Source organism: Spirosoma migulaei, assembly GCF_054776855.1.
The window spans coordinates 298900-322252 of the sequence record NZ_BAAHBG010000005.1 but is presented as its reverse complement, the minus strand read 5'-3'; the positions used below and the strand labels follow the sequence as shown (position 1 = coordinate 322252).

Sequence of the window (23353 nt, the reverse complement as noted above, 5' to 3'; positions counted from 1 at the left end):
GCTTGAGATTCCTTCTGGCGTCGGAATGACAGAAAAAATACATTGATAAGACTATTCTGACCGTGACGATCCTACTTTCGAGGCCGACGATTTTTCCTTTTCTTTCTCTTTTTCAATTACCTTTTTCACAGCTTCCCGCTGATCGTCACGTACAGTTGGATAGGTGATGCCCAACTGCTCTAAGTACGTTTTGTATTTGCTCGGATCATAGTAAAATTTCTCCAGCTTGGGCTTGAACTCGGCCATGATCTTCTTGTTCAGGTAAATGGCCGGTTGCTCCTTCGGCGAAATCAGCGGCTCGTACTTGATGTCTTTGGTCTGTTCGTCTTTGTAATACGCCCAGGATTCTTTGATCAACTCAGGCTTCATTAACAGATCCAGCAAGGTCATTGCTTCTGCCTTCGCCCCATAAACGATCCCTTTGTGGGCAATTGGCGTAGCCATCGAAATAGCGTTAGCCCAGTGGTGGCCCGGCAGACCCGGAATGTTGCTCGGATAGCGTAATACGATAGTCGGCAACGACCAGGAGATATCGGCAATGTCATCCGAACCACCGCCCATGGGCGTCATAGCTTGGCCACCCATCATCACTACGGGTGCTGAAGACGTAGGCATACCCATCGAATCCAGCTTCATGGCTAAACCTTCCGTTTTAGGAGCCTGCAACTCAATTTGTGAGGCTCTGGCTAGTAGTTGATCTTCCTCTGACCAGGTTGGCAAACCCACTTTCTTGATGTTGTCATAAGCAGCCGCTGCCATGACACGGTTGGTATGTACGGGCCAGGCCGAACCTAAAATCTCGTAGGTGAACTTGGTATCGGTCATCATAGCCGCTCCTTCCGCAATCTTTACCCCTGTTTCAAATAGCTTCTTGATTTTAGGATAAGTACGCTCCCGGAAGTAATACCATACAGCCGCTTTGGACGGCACTACGTTCGGTTGATCGCCACCATCGGAAATGACATAGTGCGAGCGCTGAGTCAGTTCGAGGTGTTCGCGACGGAAGTTCCAGCCTATGTTCATTAACTCGACAGCATCCAGCGCACTACGACCGCGCCAGGGTGCACCCGCTGCGTGAGCCGCCTGCCCTTCAAAGTTGAACTTCACGGATACCAGACCATTGTTGCCATTATCGCCCCAGGAAACGCCCAGATTGTTACCCACGTGGGTGAAGATACAGGCATCGACATCCTTGAAATAACCATCCCGAACATAGAACGCTTTGGTACCAACCAACTCTTCGGCCACGCCCGGCCAGAGCATAAGTGTGCCGGGGATTTTCTCACGCTCCATCAATTTCTTTACCGCCAACACAGCCACGATGTTGAGTGCCTGACCCGAATTGTGGCCTTCGCCGTGACCCGGTGCCCCTTCCACGATAGGGTCTTTATAAGCTACGCCGGGCTTCTGGCTGGCCTTAGGAATACAGTCGATATCGGAGCCAACGGCAATGAGTGGTTTGCCCGATCCCCAGGTGGCGATCCAGGCCGTCGGAATACCGGAAATACCTGTCTTCACCGTAAAACCTTCTTTTTCAAGCAGACTCGTCAGATATTTAAATGACTCTTCTTCCTGGAATCCCAGTTCGGCGAAACTAAAGAGCTTATCGTTGATTTGCTGCGCCAGAACCTTGTTGGCCTCCACAGAAGCAACCGCTTCGGCTTTCAGTTTATCGAGACGGTCCGACGCTCGGTTGTCATTGGATTTAGCTGCTTTTTTTGCTTGTCCAAACAGCAAAGCAGGAGCGAGTAAAAACAGGCTCAAAAGCGTTGTACAGTGCTTCATGTTAATAAAGAGAATTGTATAGAGTTGATTGAGTTAGTTGATAAAGCCTTTATTTTCCTTTCATTTCCTTCTCTTTTTCAGCGGCTTTGGCAATAGCTGCCCGCTGATCGTCGCGTAGAGTTGGATAGGTTATGCCAAGTTGCTCCAGATAGGTTTTATACTTTCCAGGATTATAATAAAATTTCTCCAGTTTGGGCTTAAACTCGGTCATAATCTTCTTATTCAGGTAAATGGCCGGTTGCTCCTTGGAGCTGATTAACGATTCGTATTTGATGCCTTTGGTCTGTTCATCAGTATAGTATGCCCAGGCATCTTTAATAATTTCAGGTTTCAGTAGCATATCCAACAAGGTCATCGCTTCGGCTTTAGCGCCAGCAACAACGCCTTTATGGGCAATGGGCGTGGCCATTGAAATAGCATCGCTCCAATGGTGGCCGGGCAAGGCCGGAATATTGCTGGGATAACCCAGAACTACCGTTGGAACCGACCAGGAGATATCGGCAATATCATCCGAACCACCCGACAATGGCGTCATTGCCTGTCCGCCCATCATCACCACCGGGGCTGATGAAACGGGCAAACCAACAGAATCTATTTTGGTATCCAGACCATTCGTTCTGGGCGACTGAAGTTCGCGCTGCGTAGCTTTAGCCAGTAATTGATCCTCCTCCGACCAGGTTGGCAAGCCCACTTTCTTAATATTCTCATACATAGCCGCTGCTATTGGCCGATTGGTATGCACCGGCCAGGCCGATCCCAGAATCTCGTAGGTAACTTTGGTATCGGTCATCATAGCCGCTCCTTCCGCAATCTTCTTACCCGTTTCAAACAAGGCTTTGATTTTGGGATAGGTTCGTTCGCGGAAGTAGTACCATACTGCTGCTTTGGATGGCACAACGTTGGGCTGATCGCCCCCATCGGAAATGACATAATGCGAGCGCTGGGTCAGTTCAAGGTGTTCACGCCGATAGTTCCAGCCGACATTCATTAACTCGACGGCGTCCAGCGCAGACCGACCGCGCCAGGGCGCACCCGCTGCATGAGCCGCCTGACCTTCGAAGTTAAATTTCGCCGAAATCATCCCCGTTGTTCCGTTGTCTCCCCAGGCCACCCCGAAGTTACTGGCGACGTGGGTGAAAATACAGGCATCTACATTCTTGAAGTAGCCATCCCGAACGTAAAACGCTTTCGTAGCCAGTTGCTCTTCGGCCACGCCCGGCCAGAGCATGAGTGTACCTGGAATCTTCTCCCGTTCCATGAGTTTCTTCACCGCCAACACAGCCACGATGTTCAGTGCCTGACCTGAGTTATGGCCTTCGCCGTGACCCGGTGCGCCTTCAACAATGGGATCTTTGTAGGCTACGCCGGGCTTCTGGCTGGCTTTGGGAATACAGTCAATATCGGAACCAACCGCGATAACGGGTTTTCCTGATCCCCAGGTGGCAATCCAGGCTGTCGGAATACCGGCAACGCCTTTCTGAATCGTAAAGCCTTCTTTTTCAAGAATTGTGGTCAAATAGGTAAATGTCTCCTCTTCCTGAAAACCTAGCTCCGAGAAACTGAAGAGCATATCGTTGATCTGCTGCGCCTGAACTTTGTTGGCCTCAACAGCAGCCACCGCTTCCGTTTTTAACTTCTCGATACGGTCCGATGGCGGGCGATCACTGGACTTTATTGCCTTTTTAGACTGCCCAAACAGGAGAGCAGGGAGCAAAATAAGTCCAAATAAAAGATTTGTACAGTATTTCATAAATATCTCAAAATTTTATGCTGCATATCCAATAAATATTTCCTAAAAATAACGAAAAATACATATTAACAGCTAGTACAAAACTGTATTATGTAAGAGTTAGGTGGGTTTATCAATAGCAATAAAGAAGATGAACATTACTTACTTCCGGGTATAGTAAACAGGGCCTCGATTTAGTCAAAGGCATATACATTTGTACGTAACACTATAGGGTTGTGGTCAAATTGATAGTACCAAGCTAATCCGTAATTCACTACTTTTGCACCCAAGTTTTGTATCGTTTTCAATCGTTTATAACCAAGTCAAATGGAAAAAATTAAGGTGGCAAATCCGGTTGTCGAACTGGATGGCGACGAAATGACCCGTATCATCTGGAAGTTCATTAAAGACAAACTGATTCTGCCCTACGTCGACGTTGACATTAAATACTACGATCTAGGCATCGAGTACCGCGACGAAACCAACGATCAGGTAACGATTGATGCGGCCAATGCCATTAAAGAGTACGGTGTGGGTATCAAATGTGCCACCATCACCCCCGATGAAGACCGGGTTAAAGAGTTCAATCTGAAGCAGATGTGGAAGTCGCCGAACGGCACGATCCGCAATATTCTGGACGGTACCGTATTCCGCGAGCCGATTGTGATGAACAACGTGCCCCGTTTGGTTACCAACTGGAAATACCCCATTATCGTTGGTCGGCATGCGTTTGGTGATCAGTATCGGGCAACCGATTTTCTGGTACCAGGCAAGGGTAAACTGACTATGAAGTTCGAAGGCGAAGACGGAACTGTTCTGGAATACGAGGTTTTCAAATTCCCAGGTGCTGGTGTAGCGATGGGAATGTATAACCTGGACGAATCGATCCGTGGTTTTGCAAAAGCCTGTTTCAACATGGCGTTGCAGAAAAACTGGCCGTTATATCTGTCGACCAAAAACACGATCCTGAAAAAATACGACGGTCGTTTCAAAGATATTTTCCAGGAGATCTACGACGCTGAATTCGCGGGCAAAGTTCATTACGAACACCGTTTGATCGACGACATGGTTGCTTCTGCGCTGAAATGGGAAGGTAACTTTGTATGGGCCTGCAAAAACTACGATGGCGACGTTCAGTCGGATACCGTAGCGCAAGGCTTTGGCTCGCTGGGTCTGATGACGTCGGTACTAGTTACGCCCGATGGCGATACAATGGAGGCAGAAGCTGCCCATGGTACCGTTACGCGTCACTACCGCGAATACCAGAAAGGCAATAAAACCTCAACCAACCCAATTGCTTCGATCTATGCCTGGACACGTGGTCTGGCTTTCCGGGGTAAACTGGATGGCAATCAGGCGTTGATCGACTTCGCTAATGCACTCGAAGCGGTTTGCGTTGAAACCGTTGAAAGCGGCAAAATGACGAAGGATCTGGCCTTATCAGCCTATCCAGCAGGCACCAAACTGACGGCTGGTGAGCATTACATGAACACCGAAGACTTCCTGGACGCGCTGGATGAGAATCTGAAAGCGAAACTGTCCTGAACCGGGATTTTTGTGATTTAACTGATTTCGCTGATTTTTTTACTAGAAACCAATTATTAGAAAAATCATAAAATCAGTCAAATCAAATAAATCCTGGTTCAGACAAAGTGCCACTCAGTAGGGTGGCACTTTTATTTTCTTTGCCATCCAAACTCTTTATTCTTTATGAAACATTTTCTCACCCTTGTAGCGTTAGCCCTGCTGTCTGTTACCACGTATGCTCACACGCCTGCTGGCGATCCACCTGTAAAAACCATGAAATCAAACTCTGTTCAGCACATTGTACTGTTTAAGTTCAAGCCCGAGACAACGGCTGCGAAAGTGAACGAAATCGTGGCTGCTTTTGAAGCGCTGCCATCGCAAATAAAGGAGATCAAAGGATTTAAGTGGGGCACGAATAACAGCCCTGAAAAACTGAATAAAGGCCTGACACACGCGTTCATTCTAACCTTCGATAACGAGAAAGACCGGGATGCGTATCTGCCCCATCCAGCCCACAAAAAATTTGGCACCATCGTTGGCCCTTGGCTAGCCGAAGTAACCGTAGTCGACTTTACCGACCAGGCGAAATAAGCATCAACTAAAGGATTGGGAATTGCTGACTGAACGGATTTGACATACGCCATATCTTTGGAGATATGGCGTATGTCAAACCCGTTCAGTCAGCAATTTTCTGTATTGGAGGCTGATTTGTAACAGTCAGGTTAAACACATCATTTCGGGCGTAATGACCGATGCAATCGAAGTCTAGTTTGCTTTTCGCCAATACAGAGAAATCCAGATCGGCAATCAATAAACCTTCCTGATCCCAGAGTGGACCCGCTAGTAATTCGCCCATCGGCGAGATAATAACGCTACCTCCCCTACTCATAATGGTGGGCTCATCGACCAGATCGGCCTGGTAGCGGTCGGGGTAATCAGCTTTTGTAACAAATTGATTACTGGCCAGCACGAAGCATCGGCCTTCCAGCGCAATATGCTGCATGGTGGCCTGCCAGGAGTCGCGGGCATCGGCCGTTGGGGCCAGGTAAATTTCGATGCCTTGCTGATAGAGGGCCGTTCGGGCTAGTGGCATGTAGTTTTCCCAACAGATGAGTCCGCCTAGTTTGCCAACTTCCGTATCAAAACTGACCAGGGTACTCCCATCGCTTTCGCCCCAGATGTAGCGTTCCAGGCCGGTTGGTTTTAGTTTTCGGTGCTTCCCCAGTAAGCGACCATCTTTCCCAAAATAAAGCAGCGCACAATGGAGCGTTCCACCAACGGGCTCTTTTTCGGTTACGCCCAGCGCCACAAACAGGTTTGCTTTTTTTACCGCTTCCTGTATTCGCCGGGTTTGTACCGAGTCAACTTCCAGACTGTTGGCCCAATAATCGAGCCATACAGAACGGCCTTTCTCAGTACGTCGGCCAACGATGGCGTCGAACGTTAGTCCACGCGGGTAACAGGGAATAAATGATTCAGGAAACAGCACTAACTGGCAATCTGCCTGAACTGCTTTTTCAATCCAGTCGATAACCAGATCGACACTTTTTTCTAAGTCAAACAAGGCTGGTGTTGCCTGAACGACACCTACTCGTATAGATTTGAAGTTCATTGGTTTGCTCAAAAAAGGGGAACAAGGAGGAAAGGGAAGAGAGGGAGAAAAGGAGATTTACACCATGGGATCCTTCGTCCCTTTCTTCCCTCTCCTCCCTTTCCTCCTTCCTCCCATCTATAAATTCTTTTCTACAAAATCAGTCATCATCTGATAGAGATGTAAGCGTGTGTTGCCTCCATAGATACCATGATTTCGGTTGGGGTAATAGAACGACTGAAACTGTTTTCCGGCATCAATCAGGGCGTTCTCGAAAGCTATGGAGTTCTGGAAATGCACATTATCATCACCAGTGCCGTGTACCAGCAAATATGGTCCATGCAGTTTAGCCGCGTGGGTTACGGGCGAGTTATCGTCGTAACCAGCCGCATTTTCCTGCGGCCGTTTGAGGTAACGCTCGGTATAAATGGTGTCGTAGAATCGCCAGTTTGTAACAGGCGCTACTGAGATTCCAGCTTTGAAAACGTCGGCTCCCAAGGTCATGCAGAGGGCCGTCATGTAGCCACCATAACTCCAGCCCCAAATGCCAACGCGATTCGGATCAACATAAGGCAGCGTTTTCAGGTAGCGGGCAGCCGCGATCTGGTCTTCGGTTTCAAGTTTGCCCAGTTGGGCGTACGTGGAGGTGCGAAAGGCCGTTCCCCGCCCACCTGTGCCGCGCCCATCTACCGACACAATGATATAGCCTTTCTGCGACAGCGTTTGGTACCAGAAAAAATCGCGGCTATCCCACTCGTTCTTGACCGTCTGCGAACCAGGCCCGCCATAAACGAACATCAATACTGGATGCTTTTTCGTACCTGTACTATCAACGTTGGCTGGTTTAATCATCCACCCGTTCAGAGGAGTACCATCAGCCGCTTTTGTCTGAAAAAACTGTTTCGGCCTAATGGAAAAAGAGGCCAAACGAGATTTCAGTGTATCGTTGCTCTCCAGAATACGTAGGTCGTTGTTGGTTTTGGTATCGCGCAGGCTCACGGTTACAGGCGAATCCGCTGCTGTATGATAGAGTAAATAGTAGCTGAAGTCAGGACTAAAATTGGCGGTGTATGTACCCGGTTTCTCTGATAACTGTTGCTTGTTCTGTCCATCCAGCCCAATACGATACAAATGCCGTTCGAGTGGAGAGGCTTCGGTCGATGTGAAAAAAATCGTGCCACTTTTCTCATCTATACCCGATACGGTTGCCACCTCAAAGTTGCCCGACGTAATGGGCCGGATAAGTTTACCATTCACATCATACAGATAGAGATGTTTGTAGCCACTCCGTTCGCTGCTCCAGATAAACGACTTGCCATCGTTCAGGTAAGTCAAGTCATCCGTAAATTCCAGATCGACATAGGTAGGCCGGTCCGGCGTTCCGGGCGTCTCGGTCAATACCGTTTGGGCTTGCCCGGTTGTGGCACTCACATGGAGCAAATCGAGTTTATTCTGGAGCCGGTTCATCCGCCGAACCGAGAGCAGGTTAGCGTTCTTTGTCCACTGAATACGGGGTAAATAGATATCCGTCTCCGACGGTCGGGATGCCGCATCACCGACGCTTCGGCCGGTTTGCGCCTTTACTTTTTTGCCCGTCAGCACTTCGGCAATCCAAACCGACACCAGCGAGTTAGCTTCGCCCGCCTTGGGATATTTAAAGCGATATTCGACCGGATACAAGCCTCCCCATAGTTGCATATCGTATTCGGGTACGCGACTTTCGTCGAACCGAATCCAGGCCAGTCGCTTGCTATCCGGCGACCATTCAAAGGCACGTGCCATACTGAACTCTTCCTCATAAACCCAGTCGGCACCGCCATTGATGATGGCATTCCGTTTACCATCCGATGTCAGTTTTGTTTCTTTACCCGTAGCTAGTTCTACAACAAACAAGTTGTTATCCCGAACAAAAGCGACCCGTTTACCGTCGGGAGAGAAAGTAGCATACTGTTGCTTACCAGCTCGACTAAGCGGGGCTAGCTGTTTTGTAAGGAGGTTATAGATATAAAACTCCGCCTTGCTCGACCGACGATAAATTGGCTCTTCTTCTGTTGTTAACAGCAGTTTTCGTTCATCAAATGATAACTGATACCCATCGATATGAATGGCTTTACCCGTTAGGTTAGCCTGTCGTTCATCGAACAGCGTTTCAACTGGTAAGCCCGTGGTGATGTTGAACTTAACAATTTTACCAGCATCCAGGGTCGTATAAAATCCGCCGGATTTCATCCAATTGACAGCCTCAACCGTGCGTTGCGTGAAGGCACCTGCATTACGTCCCCATATGTCATCGAGCGTAACTGATTTTTTCGTTTGCCCAAATGCCGACTCGGCAAGTAGAAATAGAGCCACTAAAACGCGCGAATTTTTCATGCGTGTAAGCCAGTTTATACCATTGGTGCAAACACTGAGCCACAGAGAACACAAAGAAAAGCCGTATTGACGGTTACTCTGTGTTCTCTGTGGCTCAGTGTTCAATAAGAAAAAACTATTTTACCGCTTCGGCGGGAACGCTGCCGGGAATCAATCCTTTGCGTTTCAGGAGCGCATCCGTGAACCGCAGATCGTTATCGCTGGTGAAGATATTGAATGGCAGGTATAGAAATTGCGCTTTGGATAATCCCTTCGTAACAGTTTTTGCAATCCAGTTTGCTTTCACATTTGCCATGGCTTCTGAATTATCAAGGAAAATGATATAAGCGTCTTTGTCTTTGATAACGCTATCAATCTGACTCCATTTCAAAATGCCACCCTCTTTGGCATTGATGCGCATCAGAATCTGGCGACTGTCAATTTCATACACATACTTCTGAAACAGCGCCTTACTTTGCTCCATTTGCGCAATGCCCGTAATCTGAACGGCCCAGAACAGGACATACAGAATTGTAAGCACAACAACCACGATGTAAATCCAATAGTTGGGATAGGCTTTTGTCAGGTTCAGAACAACGTTCAACAGAATTAGCGCCAGGGGCACAAATCCCCATTTCCAGTTCTCTTTCACCCATTGACGCAGGGCGATATTGATGTACGTTTTTTGGTCTAATGCGTACTTTTTAGTCTTAACAATCATAGTACCTTTACATGAAAGTGCAAAGATACAGGGGATTTACAATGTATGATGTAGAATGTAAGATATATGATGTAGGATATAGAGCATTTTGCGATACATCTTACATCATATATTCTACATTCTACACTTACTCCTTCCTAAAGTGTAGGGCATTAATGACGTAGTGCTGATCGGGGGTTTGGCGCATTAACACGTAAACCGAAAATGTCTGGCCGTCGGTTTCGTACGTACCAGTACTGTATCGTAACCGATCCGAAGCACCCCGATACACAAACTGAAAGCGATGAGGAGGGTATTTTCGAAAAAAAGATCGTAAAATCAGTTCGGCATGAGTGGCCTGAACCGCCGAGAATTCAACCTTTTCGGTATCAATGACCAGTTCTATCGTTTTCGCAAAACGGGCTGATAACCCGCTGGCATCCCCACTGCGTAACGATACACCAACTGTCTGTATGATATCGGTCTCTGTAGTAGATCTGCCGGGGAGTATCCAGATAAACAAACCAAAAATAAAACTGATAAACGTGTGCATAATTGCTTAAAGCAGATACCGTTTTGTACGACTAGTGGCGAAAATTGTGCCAACTAACCAGCGCTGCGAGTTATTTCGCCGACTAGCGGCTTTTTTGCCATCTTTGCAGTACTAATTCGTTTTCCCGATTCGTGCATGAACACCGTCCAGTCAACATTTATCCTGAATGCAGAGCAGATTCACCAGAAAATCAGGCGAATAGCGTTTCAGATTTACGAAAATAACTTTGAAGAGACTGCCCTGCTGCTGGCAGGCATTTCGGGGGAGGGATACGTGCTGGCAGAAGCATTGGCACGTGAATTGCAAACAATAGCGCCTTTTTCAGTTGAATTGATTCAACTGAATTTAGATAAGTCGCAGATGGCGCAACCTGTTGTTCATCATGACCGCTCTGCTGCCGACTTCACTGATAAGGTAGTTATAATCGTAGACGACGTGTTATATACAGGCCGGACATTGGCCTTTAGCCTGCAGCCATTTCTGAGTGTGCCCATCCGCAAATTACAGGTAGCCGTTCTGATTGATCGTAATCACCCGCGCTACCCAGTTGCCGCCGATTATAAAGGGTATGAATTAAGCACCACCTTAACCGAACATGTAGATGTTGTGCTGAGTGATCAGGAGCGAATAGGGGTGTATCTGAGGTGATAAGTTAGTAATTGGCTGACGCAGATATTGATCTCGCGTCAGCCATTTACTAACTTACCACCTGTCTTACGCTTTCGTTCCCCGAATCAGGCTAATACCCGCAAAGAAGAAAATACCGCCCAGAATAAGGTAGACAAACGAAGCCTGTGCTACTCCTCCTTTTGTAAAATCAATACCTCCATAAATCAGACCGCCCAAACCGAGCAATGTGAGAATGATGCCGAATATGCTTTTAACGTTCATACGTTGAGTTATTTATCGTGAATGATAGATTACCAGACAGATAACTAACGTAAGTCCATATCGTCCCGCAGAATCCCTGATTTTATTTTGGGTACTACTCCAGCAAGACCATAATATCCTCACGGGTAAGCGACTTCATAAAGGTTTCTTCGGTTGAAATCAGGCTCCCGGCGAGTTGTTGCTTGGCACGTTGCAAGGAAAGTATCTTTTCTTCGACGGTGTTCTTAGCAATGAATTTGTACGTGAACACCGTTTTTTGCTGACCAATCCGGTGCGCCCGGTCAACGGCCTGAGCCTCGATGGCCGGATTCCACCAGGGATCCAGAATAAACACATAATCGGCAGCGGTTAGATTATGGCCTAGCCCACCGGCTTTTAGCGAAATCAGAAACAGTTTTACCGAATCGTCGGTCTGAAACAGTTGGACTTGGCTCTGTCGATCCGTCGTTGAACCATCCAGGTAGGCATATTTGATCTTCTTTTCTTTCAGATACTGCTGTACAACGTTGAGGTGCTTAATGAATTGACTAAAGACCAACACCTTATGATTTTCGGTCATAGCGCTCTCCAGGCGCATCAGCACATCATCTAATTTCCCTGAATCACCCTCATAATCGGCATCGACCATACGGGGGTGGTTGGCAATCTGCCGGAGTTTGGTCAGGCCCTGGAGCACAATCATCTGCGACTTCGCCATTCCTTCCTCTTCAATATGCTCCAGAATCAGGTTCCGATAATAGGATTTGGCTTCCTCATACTGGGTTTCCTGGTCGGGTGTCATTTCGCAATAAAGCACACTTTCGACTTTTTCGGGCAAATCTGTTGCCACCTGCGCCTTGTTACGCCGAAGCATGAATGGCTTGATCAGACTGTACAATCGTCCTGTTTTAGCATCGTCATGACGCTTCTCGATGGGTATCTGAAACTCATTCCGAAAGAACGATTGACTACCCAGCAAGCCGGGATTGATAAACGACATTTGCGACCAAAGATCCAGCGTACTGTTTTCGAGCGGGGTACCAGTCAGAATGAGTCGAAACGCCGTATTGAGCTGCCTGACGGCTTTGGTGATGTGCGATGAAGGATTTTTAATCGCCTGAGATTCATCCAGAATAACATAATTAAATCGGTAATTGCTCAACAGATCAATGTCGATCCGTACAATGCCGTAGGATGTCAGAATCAGGTCGTAATCATCAAACTGGGCTGTATTTTTATCCCGATAGGTACCCGTATATACCATAATACGCAGATCAGGCGTAAACTTACGGGCTTCAAGTTCCCAGTTATACAGTAAGGATGTCGGCATTACGAGCAAACTGGGCTCTATAACGCCAGCTTCCTTTTGGCCCTGGAGCATAGCCAGGGTCATAACGGTTTTTCCTAAACCCATATCATCGGCCAAACACCCACCAAAGCGATATTGCCGCAGGAAATTCATCCAATCATAGCCCGCCTGCTGATACGGTCGCAAGGTGCCACGAAATCGGTGCGGCAACGGGAATTGTTCAATTTCCTCAAAATCGCGCAACCGTTCAAGCTTACGACTGATCACGGTTGTGGCCAGATTATCGCTTTCCAGTTCCTGCACCAGGGCGAGGTGGTGCTTTTGCAGCACTAACCGCGCATCGTCCGAATCACTATCGTCGAGCTGTTCTATAAACCCGAACAATTCTGAATACTTCGTAAACCAGGCATCCGGAATAACGGCCACTTCGCCGTTGGGCAGGGTGAACTCGTGTTTCTTGTTCAGGATGAGTTTCCGCAGTTTCAGGAAAGGGATCTCAAACTCACCAAAGCGCACGTTTGCATAAATATCAAACCAATCGCGGCTCTCCTGAATCGATACATCAATACTTGAATAGCCCAGAAAATACCGTTTTGTATCCTGTGCATCCTGCCTGAGGAGAAAACCCGTTTCCTCTAACTGCCTGCCATGATTCGATAGCCACGAAAAAGCCTCCGTTTTGGGAAGGGCCAGTCGGCCCTGGCGTAGGTCCAGACCCGCATCACGCAGAAAAGTCAGCTTTTGCCGCTCTAGGCGCTGATCTCTGCGAATTTTATGAAAAATATACTCGTCGTTTTTCTTTTCTACACTTACGTTGGCCGACGGGCCGAAATTATCGAACCGGAATGTAAAATCCCCATATTGAAACGCCAGATCAAACATGATCCGCTGACTATGCTCATCCTCACTACCCATCGTATCAACATCATCCGAGTCCGACTGAAACAGGGCGACCGGCACTGGACGATTTGCCTGCACAACTTCCGAAACGGTCAGAACAGGCACTGGTGCCATCACCTCAGCCCGAATTTCGAACCCTTTGGCATATACGTCATATGAGGCAATTAGTTGTGCAACAAACCGCTCGTAATACTGCTGTTCGAGGTTACGGGGAATAACGATGTGGTTTTTCGTGAAGAAAGGCCGCAGCTTTTTACCATCGACATTTTTACTGAAATGATAGAGCCGGTTACCCACCATCATATAGGCAGGCTCGTCGCAAATCATCAGCGCATCCTTAAACTGAAACTCGACGCGTTCCGTTTCGGTGGATTGGGTAGGTTCTCCGGTCCCATTTTGACGCGATCCGATTGGATAACGAATGATCGGGAAATAGTGTGTCGAATCACTGTTGCGGATGAAATGGAAATGAACCCGTGCTGGTTCGGGCATCCAGTTAATGGCCTGCCAGGCGGGGTTCCCGTCGTTACCCATTATATAAAATGGCTTACCGGGCAGCAGGGCCATTACCTTCGCTTTTATAGTCTCTAAATAGGCCCCTATTGCCTCCTGAACGAGCTTATCGCCTTTTTGGGAGTCATATATTTTCAGAAAAAAATCAACGGCAGGGAGTTTACGGGTATTAAACTTCTTGACAATAGTATCCTGCTGAATACTGTCGATGAGTTTAACCAGTTCAAAATCACGTTCATCTAAGCCTTTGGCAAATTCACTAACATTCTGGGTCGATAATGTTTGATTTTGAAGCGTCAGCTCACCCCGGCTATTACGTTGTACAACGAAAGCCTCTATTAAATAGCCCAGAAACTCGTGATTCAGCAACGAATACACGATTTGAAACGGTTGCAAAGGCGAAACTTTCATGCAGCATAGGCATTCATGACCAATCCTTCTAGGGCTGGGCAGAATGACAAAAAAAGGTGAACAACTCTTTGAAACGGGTGGATGAATAAGTTAACAAACAGGACAAAAACAAGACGAAAGCATTCATAATGAATACTTTATATGCAATCCACATTTATCAACGGTTTCAAATATACGAATCAATGCAAAATGTACAAGTAGTAATTTGGCAAAAAAGAGAAACCAGTAGCACCCGCATCCGAAAGTTATTATCCGGTAGAAAGCTATCCGACTCAAAGATGGTTAATACCCGATTAAACCGATCCTAGCCACCAACTTTATCACCCATTGCTGGTTATTCATCCTAATCATAGCTATACACTACAGAAATTATGGGAACGCAGCAACCAGCTCCAGCCAACTCTGTCTCAAAAGGCTTTTTTGAGAAATTTTCATCGGCAGTAACCAAAGCAACGGGTAGCTCAGCTGCTTTTATCATAGCCTTTTTAACGGTCATTGTCTGGGCCATAACAGGGCCCTTTTTTCACTATTCGGAGAATTGGCAACTGGTTATCAACACGGGTACAACCATCGTTACGTTCCTGATGGTCTTTTTGATTCAGAAAGCCCAGAATAAAGAGTCGATGTCGGTGCAGTTAAAACTAAACGAACTCATAGCTGCCACAAAGGGCGCCAGTAACCGCCTGGTATCGGTCGAGAACCTGACCGAAGAGGAATTGCAGGTCTTACAAAAGCACTACGAAACGATGGCCGAAATAACCAAACAGGCCTCCGACCTCCGGCAATCGCACTCCGTTGAAGAAGCCATAAAAGATACAGCCGAGAAATTAGAAGAAGATTCAGAAACAGGGCATATGTTGTAAAGCCTATCTTGTACGAGTATCACATTGTCGGAAAGGCAGTAGTCTTAGGCTTTCTGACGCATGTGCACGCTTGGCTATGCCGAGTGTGAACGTGAGTGATTTTTTTTGTTGCCCTGCAAAGCCAGAACTCAAGGATGCTACAATCTCTACCGTGTTCAACCAAATGAAAAAGATGCCCCCAGCATCTTTCGTTCTGTTTACTGGTACCTTTACTCCTAAGCAGGCCTCTAACGGAGATGTACTCCCCTTTATTAGTCCCCCTGGATAACCTTTCGCCATATCAGTATGGCTCACCTCGTGTTCTGCGTTACCTTACTATGGGACTTTTTAATTTTTTAACCAGTGACATTGCCATTGATCTGGGCACGGCCAATACCTTGATTATTCAGAATGATCGGATTGTAGTCGACGAACCTTCTATTATTGCCATGGACAAAATCTCCGGGAAGGTGATGGCCATTGGGCATAAGGCCATGCAAATGCATGGAAAAACCAACGAGAATATTAAAACCATTCGCCCCCTGAAAGATGGAGTGATTGCTGATTTTACAGCCGCCGAACTGATGATTCGGGGAATGGTGAAAATGCTGGAAACGGGTAGTAAGCTATTCTCCCCCTCTCACCGAATGGTTGTGTGCATTCCATCCGGTATTACTGAAGTAGAGAAACGAGCCGTAAAAGACTCCTGCGAACACGCTGGGGCCAAAGAGGTCTATCTGGTGTATGAACCCATTGCGGCTGCTATCGGCATAGGCATTGACATTACGCAACCCAACGGCACGATGATCATCGACATTGGGGGCGGCACCACGGAAATTGCCGTGATTGCCCTATCAGGAATCGTTTGTGAACAATCCATCCGCATTGCGGGCGACGTCTTCACTCGCGACATTGTCGATTACATGCGCCGGGAACACAACTTACTCATTGGCGAGCGGTCGGCGGAGCAAATCAAAATGCAGGTTGGCTCGGCTTTACCTGAACTGGCCAATCCACCTGCCGATTACGAAATCCGTGGGCGTGACCTGATGACGGGTATCCCGAAAGAAATTAAGGTAACCTATAGTGAAATTGCTTACTGTCTCGACAAATCCATTGCCAAGATCGAAGAAGCCACGATGAAGGCGCTGGAAATGGCCCCACCCGAATTATCAGCCGATATCTTCACCAATGGCATTCACTTAACGGGTGGAGGTGCCTTACTACATGGCCTCGACCAGCGGCTAGCCTCTAAGACAAAACTACCCATTCACGTAGCCGACGATCCACTCAAGGCGGTAGTGAAGGGAACGGGGGAGGTGATCAAGAATCTGGAGATGTACCAATCGGTTCTGATTCGCTAAGCGATTGGGCTTCCGATTCTGGTGGCCCTTATTGATCCTTTTGATTCTATTGTATTGATAGTCAAAGGCAATAGAATCAAAAGGATCTAAACGTTAAGCTACGAGGGATAGCATTATCTCACTGGCTCGTTTAGAAATTGCGCCTAATTTAGTAGCTGAGTCGGCCAGTTCGATCTCCTGTTGCCAGCCAACCAGATGAGGTCGTAGACGGCTAAACTCCGTGGTTTTGCTTAGATCGACTAAGGCTCTATCTAAAAGAGATTTAACGGATGCAAGGGCCTTAATAACCGTTTTGTTCCCCATAGATTCACCGCGCTCCGCAATGAACAACACTTCGAAGTTGCGGGCCTGTAGCTGGTACTTATCACCCAGTCCCCGGTGTACGATATTCTTGTAGGAACCGACATAGGATTGAAAATCCTGATCACTCATAGTATTCTGATTTTTCTTAAATATAACTTAAATACAGGCGGAATCAGAATAATTTAACTTTTATCTGTTGATTTCGAGCTATTTGTGGTGCTGATTGGGTGAGTTTTGGGGAGCTTGTAAAGTCAACAAGAATTTGATTTAATCTATTAAGCCCACGAAAGGTGGGCTTAATAGATAGTAAGCAAAGAATAGAATAAACCTAGACTCTCGAATTTTACTTAACGGCAGGTATTGCAAGTGTGATTTCTTTTGCCTTACCTTTGTGCCATGAACAATCGTAATCAATATCAACCCCAACCAAGTAGCTGTCAGTATTGGCACGCTAGGGGTATGACTATTGACTAAGGTTCAAAAGACTTTTTCTATAGAAAGCCCCTATCGATTCAACCGGTAGGGGCTTTTTCTGTTTCAGGGTAGTAGCGCAGCTGGTAGCGCACTTGGTTTGGGACCAAGGGGTCGTCGGTTCGAATCCGGCCTACCCTACACATTGTGTGATAGAGCGTAATTGGTAGCGTCACCGGCTGTAACCCGGTTGCCTTTGGGTCTTGGCGGTTCGAGTCCGTCTCACACAACAATGGTCCGTTGGCCAAGTGGTAAGGCATTGCTCTGCAAAAGCAACACCCCCGGTTCGAATCCGGGACGGACCTCAACAAGTTTGATTTACATCTGTCGTCCAGTGGCTAGGATAGCGGTCTCCAAAACCGTTGACGGGCGTTCGAATCGCTCCAGATGTGCTATAGAGAGTTGCCAGAATGGTTAATGGAACAGCCTGCTAAGCTGTGGTCGGAAAACTGACTTCTGGCCGGGTCGCCGGTCGATTCGAGCCCCAGGCTCTCTGCAAGACCTCAGCGAGGAGGTTATTACTGTCTTGTAGCTCAATTGGTAGAGCGTCTGATTTTGGTTCAGAAGGTTCCAGGTTCGACCCCTGGCAGGACATCATATTGCCGGATAGTATAGCGGTTATTACCCCCGACTCTGACTCGGGTGACCTTGGTTCGATTCCAGGTCCGGCAACTGTGGTGTTAGGCTTATACTCTACCATTTCATCTCCGTTTATAAAACATCCTAATGACCTCTCGGCTTTCTGGCTCTTGGTTGACTAAGTACGAGATTGCGTTTTCTACCGCGTCGATTAATGATATCAGGCGATTAAATTGAGCTTCACAAATGCTCATAGCATTTACGGTATCCAACCTGTGAGCGCTATGGGTATTTATAAAAGGAAGTGCTTACATTGAAGGAAACTATCCCACGGCATGAATCAGCTACACGAACGCTTTTTATCCGTCCTGCTTGAACAGCTTCAATCAAATAAATTTAAAGCCGCATTCATTAGGGAAAAACTGGAAGAAGCCGGATTTAAAGTCACCGACAATACTCTTGAGGAGATAGAGCAAAAGCTCGGCAATCTTACAGGGGATGGAATAACTATTGAGTCTATTGGTGTAGATTCTGATGGTAAAATCCAGAATTTTTCTCTAGACCTTAATAAGCCTGGGGAGATAGAAGAGTTTGCCACTAACATCCTTCAAAAGTCTGCATCCGAGTTAATTCCTCAACTGGCAGAGTCAATATCAAAAACGCTCTTGAAAGATCTAAAGAGGGGCGCTCCTGCTATGTTGGAAGGTCGTCGTAAACGGCAAAACGATTTTGAGACTACCCTAAACCGTACATGGGGTCATGCAATCGATATGCTTGAGGTATTCATCGTTACAGCAACCGAGTCAGGCGATGACTTCAATAATGAATTTAAAGACAAAGCCGATAAAACGAAAAATTGGGTATTTTTCTGCCTTGCCCGGCTTCACGCCCGTGCCTGCCAAATTACCTCTGAAATACTTACACTTTTAAAATCTGGCTATGCTGACGGAGCGCTTGCCCGTTGGCGCGTTCTTTATGAAACTACAGTGATGGCCCTTTTCATTCAAAAACATGGCGCAAGTACTGCTGAACAATATTTTCATTATGATAGAATAGAGGCAGTAAAAGCAGTTGAAGAGTATAACATCCATTACGTTAAACTTAAGCTTAGGCCAATTTCGAAAAGGGAACTTGCCCAGTTAGAAAGAACTCGGATTCGCTTAGTAGCTAAATATGGCTTGCCTTATGGAGTTGGGAACTACGGATGGGCCGCATCTGCTCTTGGCAAAAAGAAGGTAGACTACAAGGATATCGAAGGTGATGTTGGTGTTTCCCATTTGCGGCCTTACTATAAGCAAGCGAGCGCGAATATTCATGCTACACCAAAGGGACTTTTCTTTTCATTAGGCACGGCGACTAGCAATATTTTACCTACGGGCCCAAGCATTTTTGGTCTTATGAGCCCTGGACAATTGACGGCAATCTCCTTACTTCAAATTACAACCTCTTTTTTGCAATTGCAGCTAAATGTAGATCGTGTTGTTATGTGCCATGTGCTAACCAAACTGGAGAAAGAAGTTGGCTTAGCCTTTGGTATGGTTCAGTAGAAGTAATTAATGTAGGTATTGTAGGAAATGCAGGTAAAAACAACATTCATTTTTTCTACCGTGGGTACGAAGGTTGCTTACATTGATTGAATGCGATAACGGATCAAGTTCAAAAGTTGTGGAGCAACTTGGATTAAGCATATAACTGAGCCAGCCGATATAAGAAGAATTCCACATTCCGAACCCCTCTCAACTGAGCCCGGAAGGCTTTGATTTTCGCGTTGAAAGACTCCGCTGACGCATTCGTACTGCGATTGTCAAAGTAGTTCAGAATGGTTTCATAGTGGTGCTGAATCGAACGAGCCACCGTGTTGAAGGACTTGAAACCGGCTTGACGAACTTTTTCGTGCCACTTGGCCAGCCGAGCTAAGCCGTAAAGCTTATCGGTCGTATTCTCAAAAATATGGCTCAGCGATTGGCTCAACTCATAAGCGGCCTTCAAATCCGGATACCGTTCGAACAGCAAAGCAGCCCGCTCTTGCTGGCTTTGTGTCCAATCGGTCGGCTTTTTATAGAGCACATAGCGACTGCGAGCCAGCAACTGTTTCACCGTGTCGCCATTGGAAAGAACCTCCGGTTCATAAGCACTTTCGGTTAGTTTCGCTTGCTCAAGGGCCTCATTCTCCGCATCTAGGGCTTGCCACCGGTACTCAATCCGCATGTCCTGGACAGCCTCCAGGGCCAATTGTTGCACATGGAAACGATCGGTCACCTGAGTGGCCTTGGGAAAGCATTTCTTGACAATCAAAGCCATATTGCCCGCCATGTCCAGGGTAATCTCCTGTACCTTCTTACGCTGATTTTCAGGCAACTTGCGTAAGGCCTCAATCACTGTTTCAGCCTTGGTACCCGCCACAATCGCCACGATACATCCTTTACCCCCTTTAGCGGCTTTATTGGTCAGGATCGTATATAATTCGCCATGGGATAAACTGGTTTCATCCAGGGAGAGATGGGTACCTAAGTTGGCCGGAAACAACAGCCACTGCTTGGCATGAGATCGTTGAGACCAAGTTGAAAACGCACTTAACTCGGTTCGGTATTGGCGTGTCAGCCGATTGCCATCCACCCCATAAAGACGGCCCAGGCTATTGGTACTGTGGGGGGATGAATCCGTCAATTTCTTTTAAAAAAGCCGCGAAGTCTGTCGTCATTCGCGTTCCCTGTGCCACTTGGCTCCAATCTCTGGTTTCTACTTTTTGCGTTTTGGTATTGAGCCAACGTCGACGCTTGACGTGTAGGAAAACCCGTTTATCGCGGATGGGAAAGTCTTGAATGGTGATTTCTGGCAGAAAGCCCTTGGATAACAGTTCACCTTGGGGCTTAGCCGACTCGTCGTAGTTTTTCTCCTCCAGATAGAGATGAAGTACTTCTAAAGCATGTTCGACACGAGTTAATTGGTAGTAGGTTAAGATAAACTCGGGTAAGAGGTATTCGACTAAGGGCAAGAAACTTTCCAAAATGAGCTAGACTTGGGTGAAGCCACAAACCTAGAAAAATACAACGCCCTCCACAACTTTTGACGTTGATCCGCGATAACCATGGCGCGGCTTAGCCAAAGTTTTACAGTCTTTCTTATCAAAATCAATGATTTCCGTACACCAACCCGTATATGCGCAAAAAGAAAAGCCTCTAATTGTCTGGATGTCAGACAATTAGAGGCTTACTTGGTACCAGGAGCGGGAGTCGAACCCGCACGGGCTTGAGGCCCACAGGATTTTCGTACCAACTACAGCTTTCGCTGCTCTTTGCCCTATGCAAAGATTTGTGGTCTGGACTTTCTCTTCACCTTATCACGCTACTGGCGTGACGTAGGTGCCGCCTGTTAAGTCTCTACACCTTCCACACCCACTTTCGTGAGTAGGCTTGGCTCGGGATTGCCAATCGTCACCGATAAGGTTTCCCCGAATTTAAGCGGTTCTACTGCGAACATTTCCGTTCACGCACTCAAATTGCTTTAAGTCCGGCGTGTCTACCAATTCCACCATCCCGGCATTCCTTTCTGCCGAAGCAGACATTTACAAAAAAAGCACCGGGTTCGGTGCCTCTTTGTGGAGCGAAAGACGGGGTTCGAACCCGCGACCTCGACCTTGGCAAGGTCGCGCTCTACCAGCTGAGCTACTTTCGCATGGTCCGCCGTTGCAGTTTTGCTAGTTGCATAACCCTTTCGGCGAATTGTGGATGCAAAATTAGCCTATTTTCTTCGCTTGTCAAGTCCTGACCACAAAAAAAATTTAAAAAATCTGGTCATCCCGCCAGCAAAAACTGATTCTGAATGAGTTACCGTCTGTTTTTTTTTACAACAATGGTTCATTCACCTGCGTATCGAACACGCCCGTTAGTACCTGACCGTTCCGCTTCACCTGTACCCAGATGCGATAATGACCGGCCCGTGGAAAGGCATAGGGGAACTCAACCATGTTGTTCGTTTTCATGGTATGAGCCATACCCAGCATACTTGCCGCCAGTAACTTATTCTTTTCAGCATCGGGCAGTGTTTTAAGCTTAGCGATGTAGGTATCAATGCTATCGCTGAACCGGGCAGCATTCGGGTAATGGAATGTTCGGGCCGTATCGGCGATGCGACCTACCAGTGAGCCCTCTGCCGCCATTGAGTACGTACCTACAGGGTGCAGGTGAATGTATACGGTGCCATCGGAGCGTAGAATTACTGCGTGACCACCCATGCCCAGATATGGTTCCAGCGAGGCTGCTTTCCCCTGTGCATCGGCCACTGCAAATTTTAGTGAGTACAGTTTTCCTGCTTCCAGAATCTGCGACGATTTGTCCATCCAAATCATCGAAGAGCCATCCGAAAGTTTCACGCTGGCACCGGGTTTGCCACACACCACCATGTCATTGTCTAGATGCGGCACGTTTACCGCGCTGGCTTTTACACCCATCGGTTCGGTTACCAGCCAGCTATCGTCCAGGTCAGTTGGTTTTGCGTTGGCTGCAGCTTCAGGTGTAATCTTTAGAGAAGGTATGTCCACCGTATCGGTCATTGTTTCGGCAAATCCACTCCGGTATACTACATCGGTATAGAGCAGGTATTTACCACCGGGTAAGGGTGGTAGTGCTGACTCGTAGTTTAATGTATCCCGACGGTTGGGGTGCAAATGGGCAAAGGCATCTAGCCCCGGCATCCTGACCAAAAAAGCGTGCATCAGCTTACCATGATCGGGCAATAGAAAACTAAATAGTCGACGCGTTCTGCGACCAGTTCCAAAGCCAGTGGTATCAAATTGAATCGTCAGTTGCCGCTGGGCGTTGGCAATACGAACCGATGTGTTAATCGACGTTGGCCGATACAGTTGCACATCGCGATAGTCTTCAGCCGTGCTGGTCCACCAGGCCCGCCAGCCGGTTAAGATCAACACAACCACCGCCAGACCAACTCCCATACCCACCAGTCTTCGTCGGCGAAGTGTGGCTGGAGTTTTCTCACCGGGAACCAGTACGCCATCGGCATTACTGGCACCAATAATGGTAACGAGCATAATCACCAACAATAACCCCATAGCAGCCAACCCGAAACCGGTTCCCTCGGGCATCTCACGAAGGGCCGTTGCCATCGCCACCACAGGTACGACAACCTGCTGTTTACCGTCGGGGCCATCGATACTCAATTCAATGCTCGACGAGCCAGAGTCCATTAGCCACAAATCTCCTTCGTACCGATTAGCTGCGGTCGGGGTCAGAATGTCGTGCGTGGGGGCACCCTTATCGCCAGAGCGGAAATAAATAGGTCGCGCGCCGATGCTGCTAACCCGGCCCTGTTCCACAAAAACCGTAACCATAGCCGTTCCGGGCACAACATCAGGCGGTTTTATGCTAATTAACAGTTGGTACTTACCGACCTGTTTCTGCACAATTACCCCCGAGCTACCTACGTGAGCGGTTGCAATGAGTGAATGTGTGAATGACAGAATGAGTGAATAGACTAGGGCAAGGTGTATGACTCGACTGTGGATTCGTTTAGTGCTTACTGTTGGATTCATTTCGTA

18 protein-coding genes and 8 tRNA genes are annotated in these 23353 nt (G+C 47.4%); 13 read left to right on the top strand and 13 right to left on the bottom strand.

The window, feature by feature from the left end:
* Window positions 1-51 precede the first annotated feature (51 nt).
* Window positions 52-1785 carry an amidohydrolase gene (locus ACYVGO_RS06905; RefSeq protein ID WP_460968546.1) on the bottom strand — a complete coding sequence of 578 codons (1734 nt, stop codon included), beginning with the start codon at window positions 1783-1785 and terminating at the stop codon, window positions 52-54.
* A gap of 49 nt (window positions 1786-1834) precedes the next feature.
* The gene (locus ACYVGO_RS06900) at window positions 1835-3535 is read right to left on the bottom strand and encodes an amidohydrolase (RefSeq protein ID WP_460968545.1); all 1701 of its coding nucleotides are present in this window, start codon (window positions 3533-3535) and stop codon (window positions 1835-1837) included.
* Window positions 3536-3841: 306 nt separating this feature from the next.
* Between ACYVGO_RS06900 and ACYVGO_RS06895 the strand changes: the two genes are divergently transcribed.
* Both ACYVGO_RS06895 and ACYVGO_RS06890 read left to right on the top strand, forming a co-directional pair.
* Window positions 3842-5059: an NADP-dependent isocitrate dehydrogenase gene (locus ACYVGO_RS06895; protein WP_460968543.1), complete on the top strand. Its 1218-nt coding sequence runs from the start codon at window positions 3842-3844 to the stop codon at window positions 5057-5059.
* A gap of 165 nt (window positions 5060-5224) precedes the next feature.
* On the top strand, window positions 5225-5632 hold the full coding sequence (locus ACYVGO_RS06890) for a Dabb family protein (RefSeq protein ID WP_460968542.1): 408 nt from the start codon (window positions 5225-5227) through the stop codon (window positions 5630-5632).
* Window positions 5633-5717: 85 nt separating this feature from the next.
* Here ACYVGO_RS06890 and ACYVGO_RS06885 read toward each other — a convergent pair whose 3' ends face one another.
* From ACYVGO_RS06885 to ACYVGO_RS06870, 4 genes are all read right to left on the bottom strand, one after another.
* A complete protein-coding gene (locus tag ACYVGO_RS06885) occupies window positions 5718-6653 on the bottom strand; it encodes a carbon-nitrogen hydrolase family protein (protein WP_460968540.1) in 936 nt (311 codons plus the stop codon).
* A 117-nt stretch (window positions 6654-6770) separates the two neighbouring features.
* Window positions 6771-9005, bottom strand: a complete 2235-nt coding sequence (locus ACYVGO_RS06880; RefSeq protein WP_460968538.1) for a S9 family peptidase — start codon at window positions 9003-9005, stop codon at window positions 6771-6773.
* Window positions 9006-9120: 115 nt separating this feature from the next.
* Window positions 9121-9705, bottom strand: a complete 585-nt coding sequence (locus ACYVGO_RS06875) for a YcxB family protein (protein ID WP_460968536.1) — start codon at window positions 9703-9705, stop codon at window positions 9121-9123.
* Window positions 9706-9832: 127 nt separating this feature from the next.
* Window positions 9833-10237, bottom strand: a complete 405-nt coding sequence (locus tag ACYVGO_RS06870; RefSeq protein WP_142775974.1) for a DUF4783 domain-containing protein — start codon at window positions 10235-10237, stop codon at window positions 9833-9835.
* Window positions 10238-10372: 135 nt separating this feature from the next.
* Between ACYVGO_RS06870 and ACYVGO_RS06865 the strand changes: the two genes are divergently transcribed.
* Window positions 10373-10885: a phosphoribosyltransferase family protein gene (locus ACYVGO_RS06865; protein WP_142775975.1), complete on the top strand. Its 513-nt coding sequence runs from the start codon at window positions 10373-10375 to the stop codon at window positions 10883-10885.
* Window positions 10886-10951: 66 nt separating this feature from the next.
* Here ACYVGO_RS06865 and ACYVGO_RS06860 read toward each other — a convergent pair whose 3' ends face one another.
* Together ACYVGO_RS06860 and ACYVGO_RS06855 are read right to left on the bottom strand one after the other, a co-directional pair.
* Window positions 10952-11128: a hypothetical protein gene (locus tag ACYVGO_RS06860; RefSeq protein ID WP_168207904.1), complete on the bottom strand. Its 177-nt coding sequence runs from the start codon at window positions 11126-11128 to the stop codon at window positions 10952-10954.
* Between the two features lie 94 nt (window positions 11129-11222).
* Entirely contained in the window at window positions 11223-14240 is a 3018-nt protein-coding gene (locus ACYVGO_RS06855) for a DEAD/DEAH box helicase (RefSeq protein ID WP_460968534.1), read from the bottom strand.
* Between the two features lie 371 nt (window positions 14241-14611).
* Between ACYVGO_RS06855 and ACYVGO_RS06850 the strand changes: the two genes are divergently transcribed.
* Together ACYVGO_RS06850 and ACYVGO_RS06845 are read left to right on the top strand one after the other, a co-directional pair.
* Window positions 14612-15103: a low affinity iron permease family protein gene (locus ACYVGO_RS06850; protein WP_142775977.1), complete on the top strand. Its 492-nt coding sequence runs from the start codon at window positions 14612-14614 to the stop codon at window positions 15101-15103.
* Window positions 15104-15420: 317 nt separating this feature from the next.
* The gene (locus ACYVGO_RS06845; protein WP_142775980.1) at window positions 15421-16446 is read left to right on the top strand and encodes a rod shape-determining protein; all 1026 of its coding nucleotides are present in this window, start codon (window positions 15421-15423) and stop codon (window positions 16444-16446) included.
* Window positions 16447-16539: 93 nt separating this feature from the next.
* Here ACYVGO_RS06845 and ACYVGO_RS06840 read toward each other — a convergent pair whose 3' ends face one another.
* Window positions 16540-16878: a hypothetical protein gene (locus ACYVGO_RS06840; RefSeq protein ID WP_142775981.1), complete on the bottom strand. Its 339-nt coding sequence runs from the start codon at window positions 16876-16878 to the stop codon at window positions 16540-16542.
* 410 nt (window positions 16879-17288) lie between these two features.
* On the opposite strand from ACYVGO_RS06840, the gene ACYVGO_RS06835 reads away from it, so the two are divergent.
* The 8 genes from ACYVGO_RS06835 to ACYVGO_RS06800 all read left to right on the top strand — a co-directional run bounded on the left by ACYVGO_RS06835 (window position 17289) and on the right by ACYVGO_RS06800 (window position 19346).
* Window positions 17289-17361, top strand: a tRNA-Pro gene (locus ACYVGO_RS06835).
* Window positions 17362-17366: 5 nt separating this feature from the next.
* Window positions 17367-17450 (top strand) — tRNA-Tyr (locus tag ACYVGO_RS06830).
* Window positions 17451-17454: 4 nt separating this feature from the next.
* Window positions 17455-17525, top strand: a tRNA-Cys gene (locus tag ACYVGO_RS06825).
* Between the two features lie 15 nt (window positions 17526-17540).
* Window positions 17541-17612, top strand: a tRNA-Trp gene (locus tag ACYVGO_RS06820).
* A 4-nt stretch (window positions 17613-17616) separates the two neighbouring features.
* Window positions 17617-17716 (top strand) — tRNA-Ser (locus ACYVGO_RS06815).
* Between the two features lie 26 nt (window positions 17717-17742).
* Window positions 17743-17815: transfer RNA gene (locus ACYVGO_RS06810), tRNA-Gln, on the top strand.
* Between the two features lie 5 nt (window positions 17816-17820).
* A tRNA-Gln gene (locus ACYVGO_RS06805) sits at window positions 17821-17892 on the top strand.
* Window positions 17893-18134: 242 nt separating this feature from the next.
* Window positions 18135-19346 carry a DUF5677 domain-containing protein gene (locus ACYVGO_RS06800; protein WP_460968531.1) on the top strand — a complete coding sequence of 404 codons (1212 nt, stop codon included), beginning with the start codon at window positions 18135-18137 and terminating at the stop codon, window positions 19344-19346.
* A gap of 133 nt (window positions 19347-19479) precedes the next feature.
* On the opposite strand, the gene ACYVGO_RS06795 is transcribed toward ACYVGO_RS06800, so the two are convergent.
* The 4 genes from ACYVGO_RS06795 to ACYVGO_RS06780 form a co-directional block, all read right to left on the bottom strand.
* A complete protein-coding gene (locus tag ACYVGO_RS06795) occupies window positions 19480-20466 on the bottom strand; it encodes an ISAon1 family transposase (protein ID WP_460968530.1) in 987 nt (328 codons plus the stop codon).
* Complete coding sequence (locus tag ACYVGO_RS06790) at window positions 20435-20794, bottom strand: ISAon1 family transposase N-terminal region protein (RefSeq protein ID WP_460968529.1); 360 nt, start codon at window positions 20792-20794, stop codon at window positions 20435-20437. Before ACYVGO_RS06790 ends, ACYVGO_RS06795 begins: the two co-directional genes overlap by 32 nt.
* Before the next feature lie 604 nt (window positions 20795-21398).
* Window positions 21399-21474, bottom strand: a tRNA-Gly gene (locus tag ACYVGO_RS06785).
* Between the two features lie 169 nt (window positions 21475-21643).
* Window positions 21644-23347 (bottom strand): hypothetical protein, encoded by a 1704-nt coding sequence (locus ACYVGO_RS06780; protein WP_460968527.1) that lies wholly within the window; start codon window positions 23345-23347, stop codon window positions 21644-21646.
* Window positions 23348-23353: the final 6 nt, after the last annotated feature.

What these genes read in the sequence shown, in the direction of transcription:
- ACYVGO_RS06905 (WP_460968546.1), bottom strand. Translation starts at nt 1,785, where the DNA reads ATGAAGCACTGTACAACGCTTTTGAGCCTGTTTTTACTCGCTCCTGCT.
- ACYVGO_RS06900 (WP_460968545.1), bottom strand. Translation starts at nt 3,535, where the DNA reads ATGAAATACTGTACAAATCTTTTATTTGGACTTATTTTGCTCCCTGCT.
- ACYVGO_RS06895 (WP_460968543.1), top strand. Translation starts at nt 3,842, where the DNA reads ATGGAAAAAATTAAGGTGGCAAATCCGGTTGTCGAACTGGATGGCGAC.
- ACYVGO_RS06890 (WP_460968542.1), top strand. Translation starts at nt 5,225, where the DNA reads ATGAAACATTTTCTCACCCTTGTAGCGTTAGCCCTGCTGTCTGTTACC.
- ACYVGO_RS06885 (WP_460968540.1), bottom strand. Translation starts at nt 6,653, where the DNA reads ATGAACTTCAAATCTATACGAGTAGGTGTCGTTCAGGCAACACCAGCC.
- ACYVGO_RS06880 (WP_460968538.1), bottom strand. Translation starts at nt 9,005, where the DNA reads ATGAAAAATTCGCGCGTTTTAGTGGCTCTATTTCTACTTGCCGAGTCG.
- ACYVGO_RS06875 (WP_460968536.1), bottom strand. Translation starts at nt 9,705, where the DNA reads ATGATTGTTAAGACTAAAAAGTACGCATTAGACCAAAAAACGTACATC.
- ACYVGO_RS06870 (WP_142775974.1), bottom strand. Translation starts at nt 10,237, where the DNA reads ATGCACACGTTTATCAGTTTTATTTTTGGTTTGTTTATCTGGATACTC.
- ACYVGO_RS06865 (WP_142775975.1), top strand. Translation starts at nt 10,373, where the DNA reads ATGAACACCGTCCAGTCAACATTTATCCTGAATGCAGAGCAGATTCAC.
- ACYVGO_RS06860 (WP_168207904.1), bottom strand. Translation starts at nt 11,128, where the DNA reads ATGAACGTTAAAAGCATATTCGGCATCATTCTCACATTGCTCGGTTTG.
- ACYVGO_RS06855 (WP_460968534.1), bottom strand. Translation starts at nt 14,240, where the DNA reads ATGAAAGTTTCGCCTTTGCAACCGTTTCAAATCGTGTATTCGTTGCTG.
- ACYVGO_RS06850 (WP_142775977.1), top strand. Translation starts at nt 14,612, where the DNA reads ATGGGAACGCAGCAACCAGCTCCAGCCAACTCTGTCTCAAAAGGCTTT.
- ACYVGO_RS06845 (WP_142775980.1), top strand. Translation starts at nt 15,421, where the DNA reads ATGGGACTTTTTAATTTTTTAACCAGTGACATTGCCATTGATCTGGGC.
- ACYVGO_RS06840 (WP_142775981.1), bottom strand. Translation starts at nt 16,878, where the DNA reads ATGAGTGATCAGGATTTTCAATCCTATGTCGGTTCCTACAAGAATATC.
- ACYVGO_RS06800 (WP_460968531.1), top strand. Translation starts at nt 18,135, where the DNA reads ATGAATCAGCTACACGAACGCTTTTTATCCGTCCTGCTTGAACAGCTT.
- ACYVGO_RS06780 (WP_460968527.1), bottom strand. Translation starts at nt 23,347, where the DNA reads ATGAATCCAACAGTAAGCACTAAACGAATCCACAGTCGAGTCATACAC.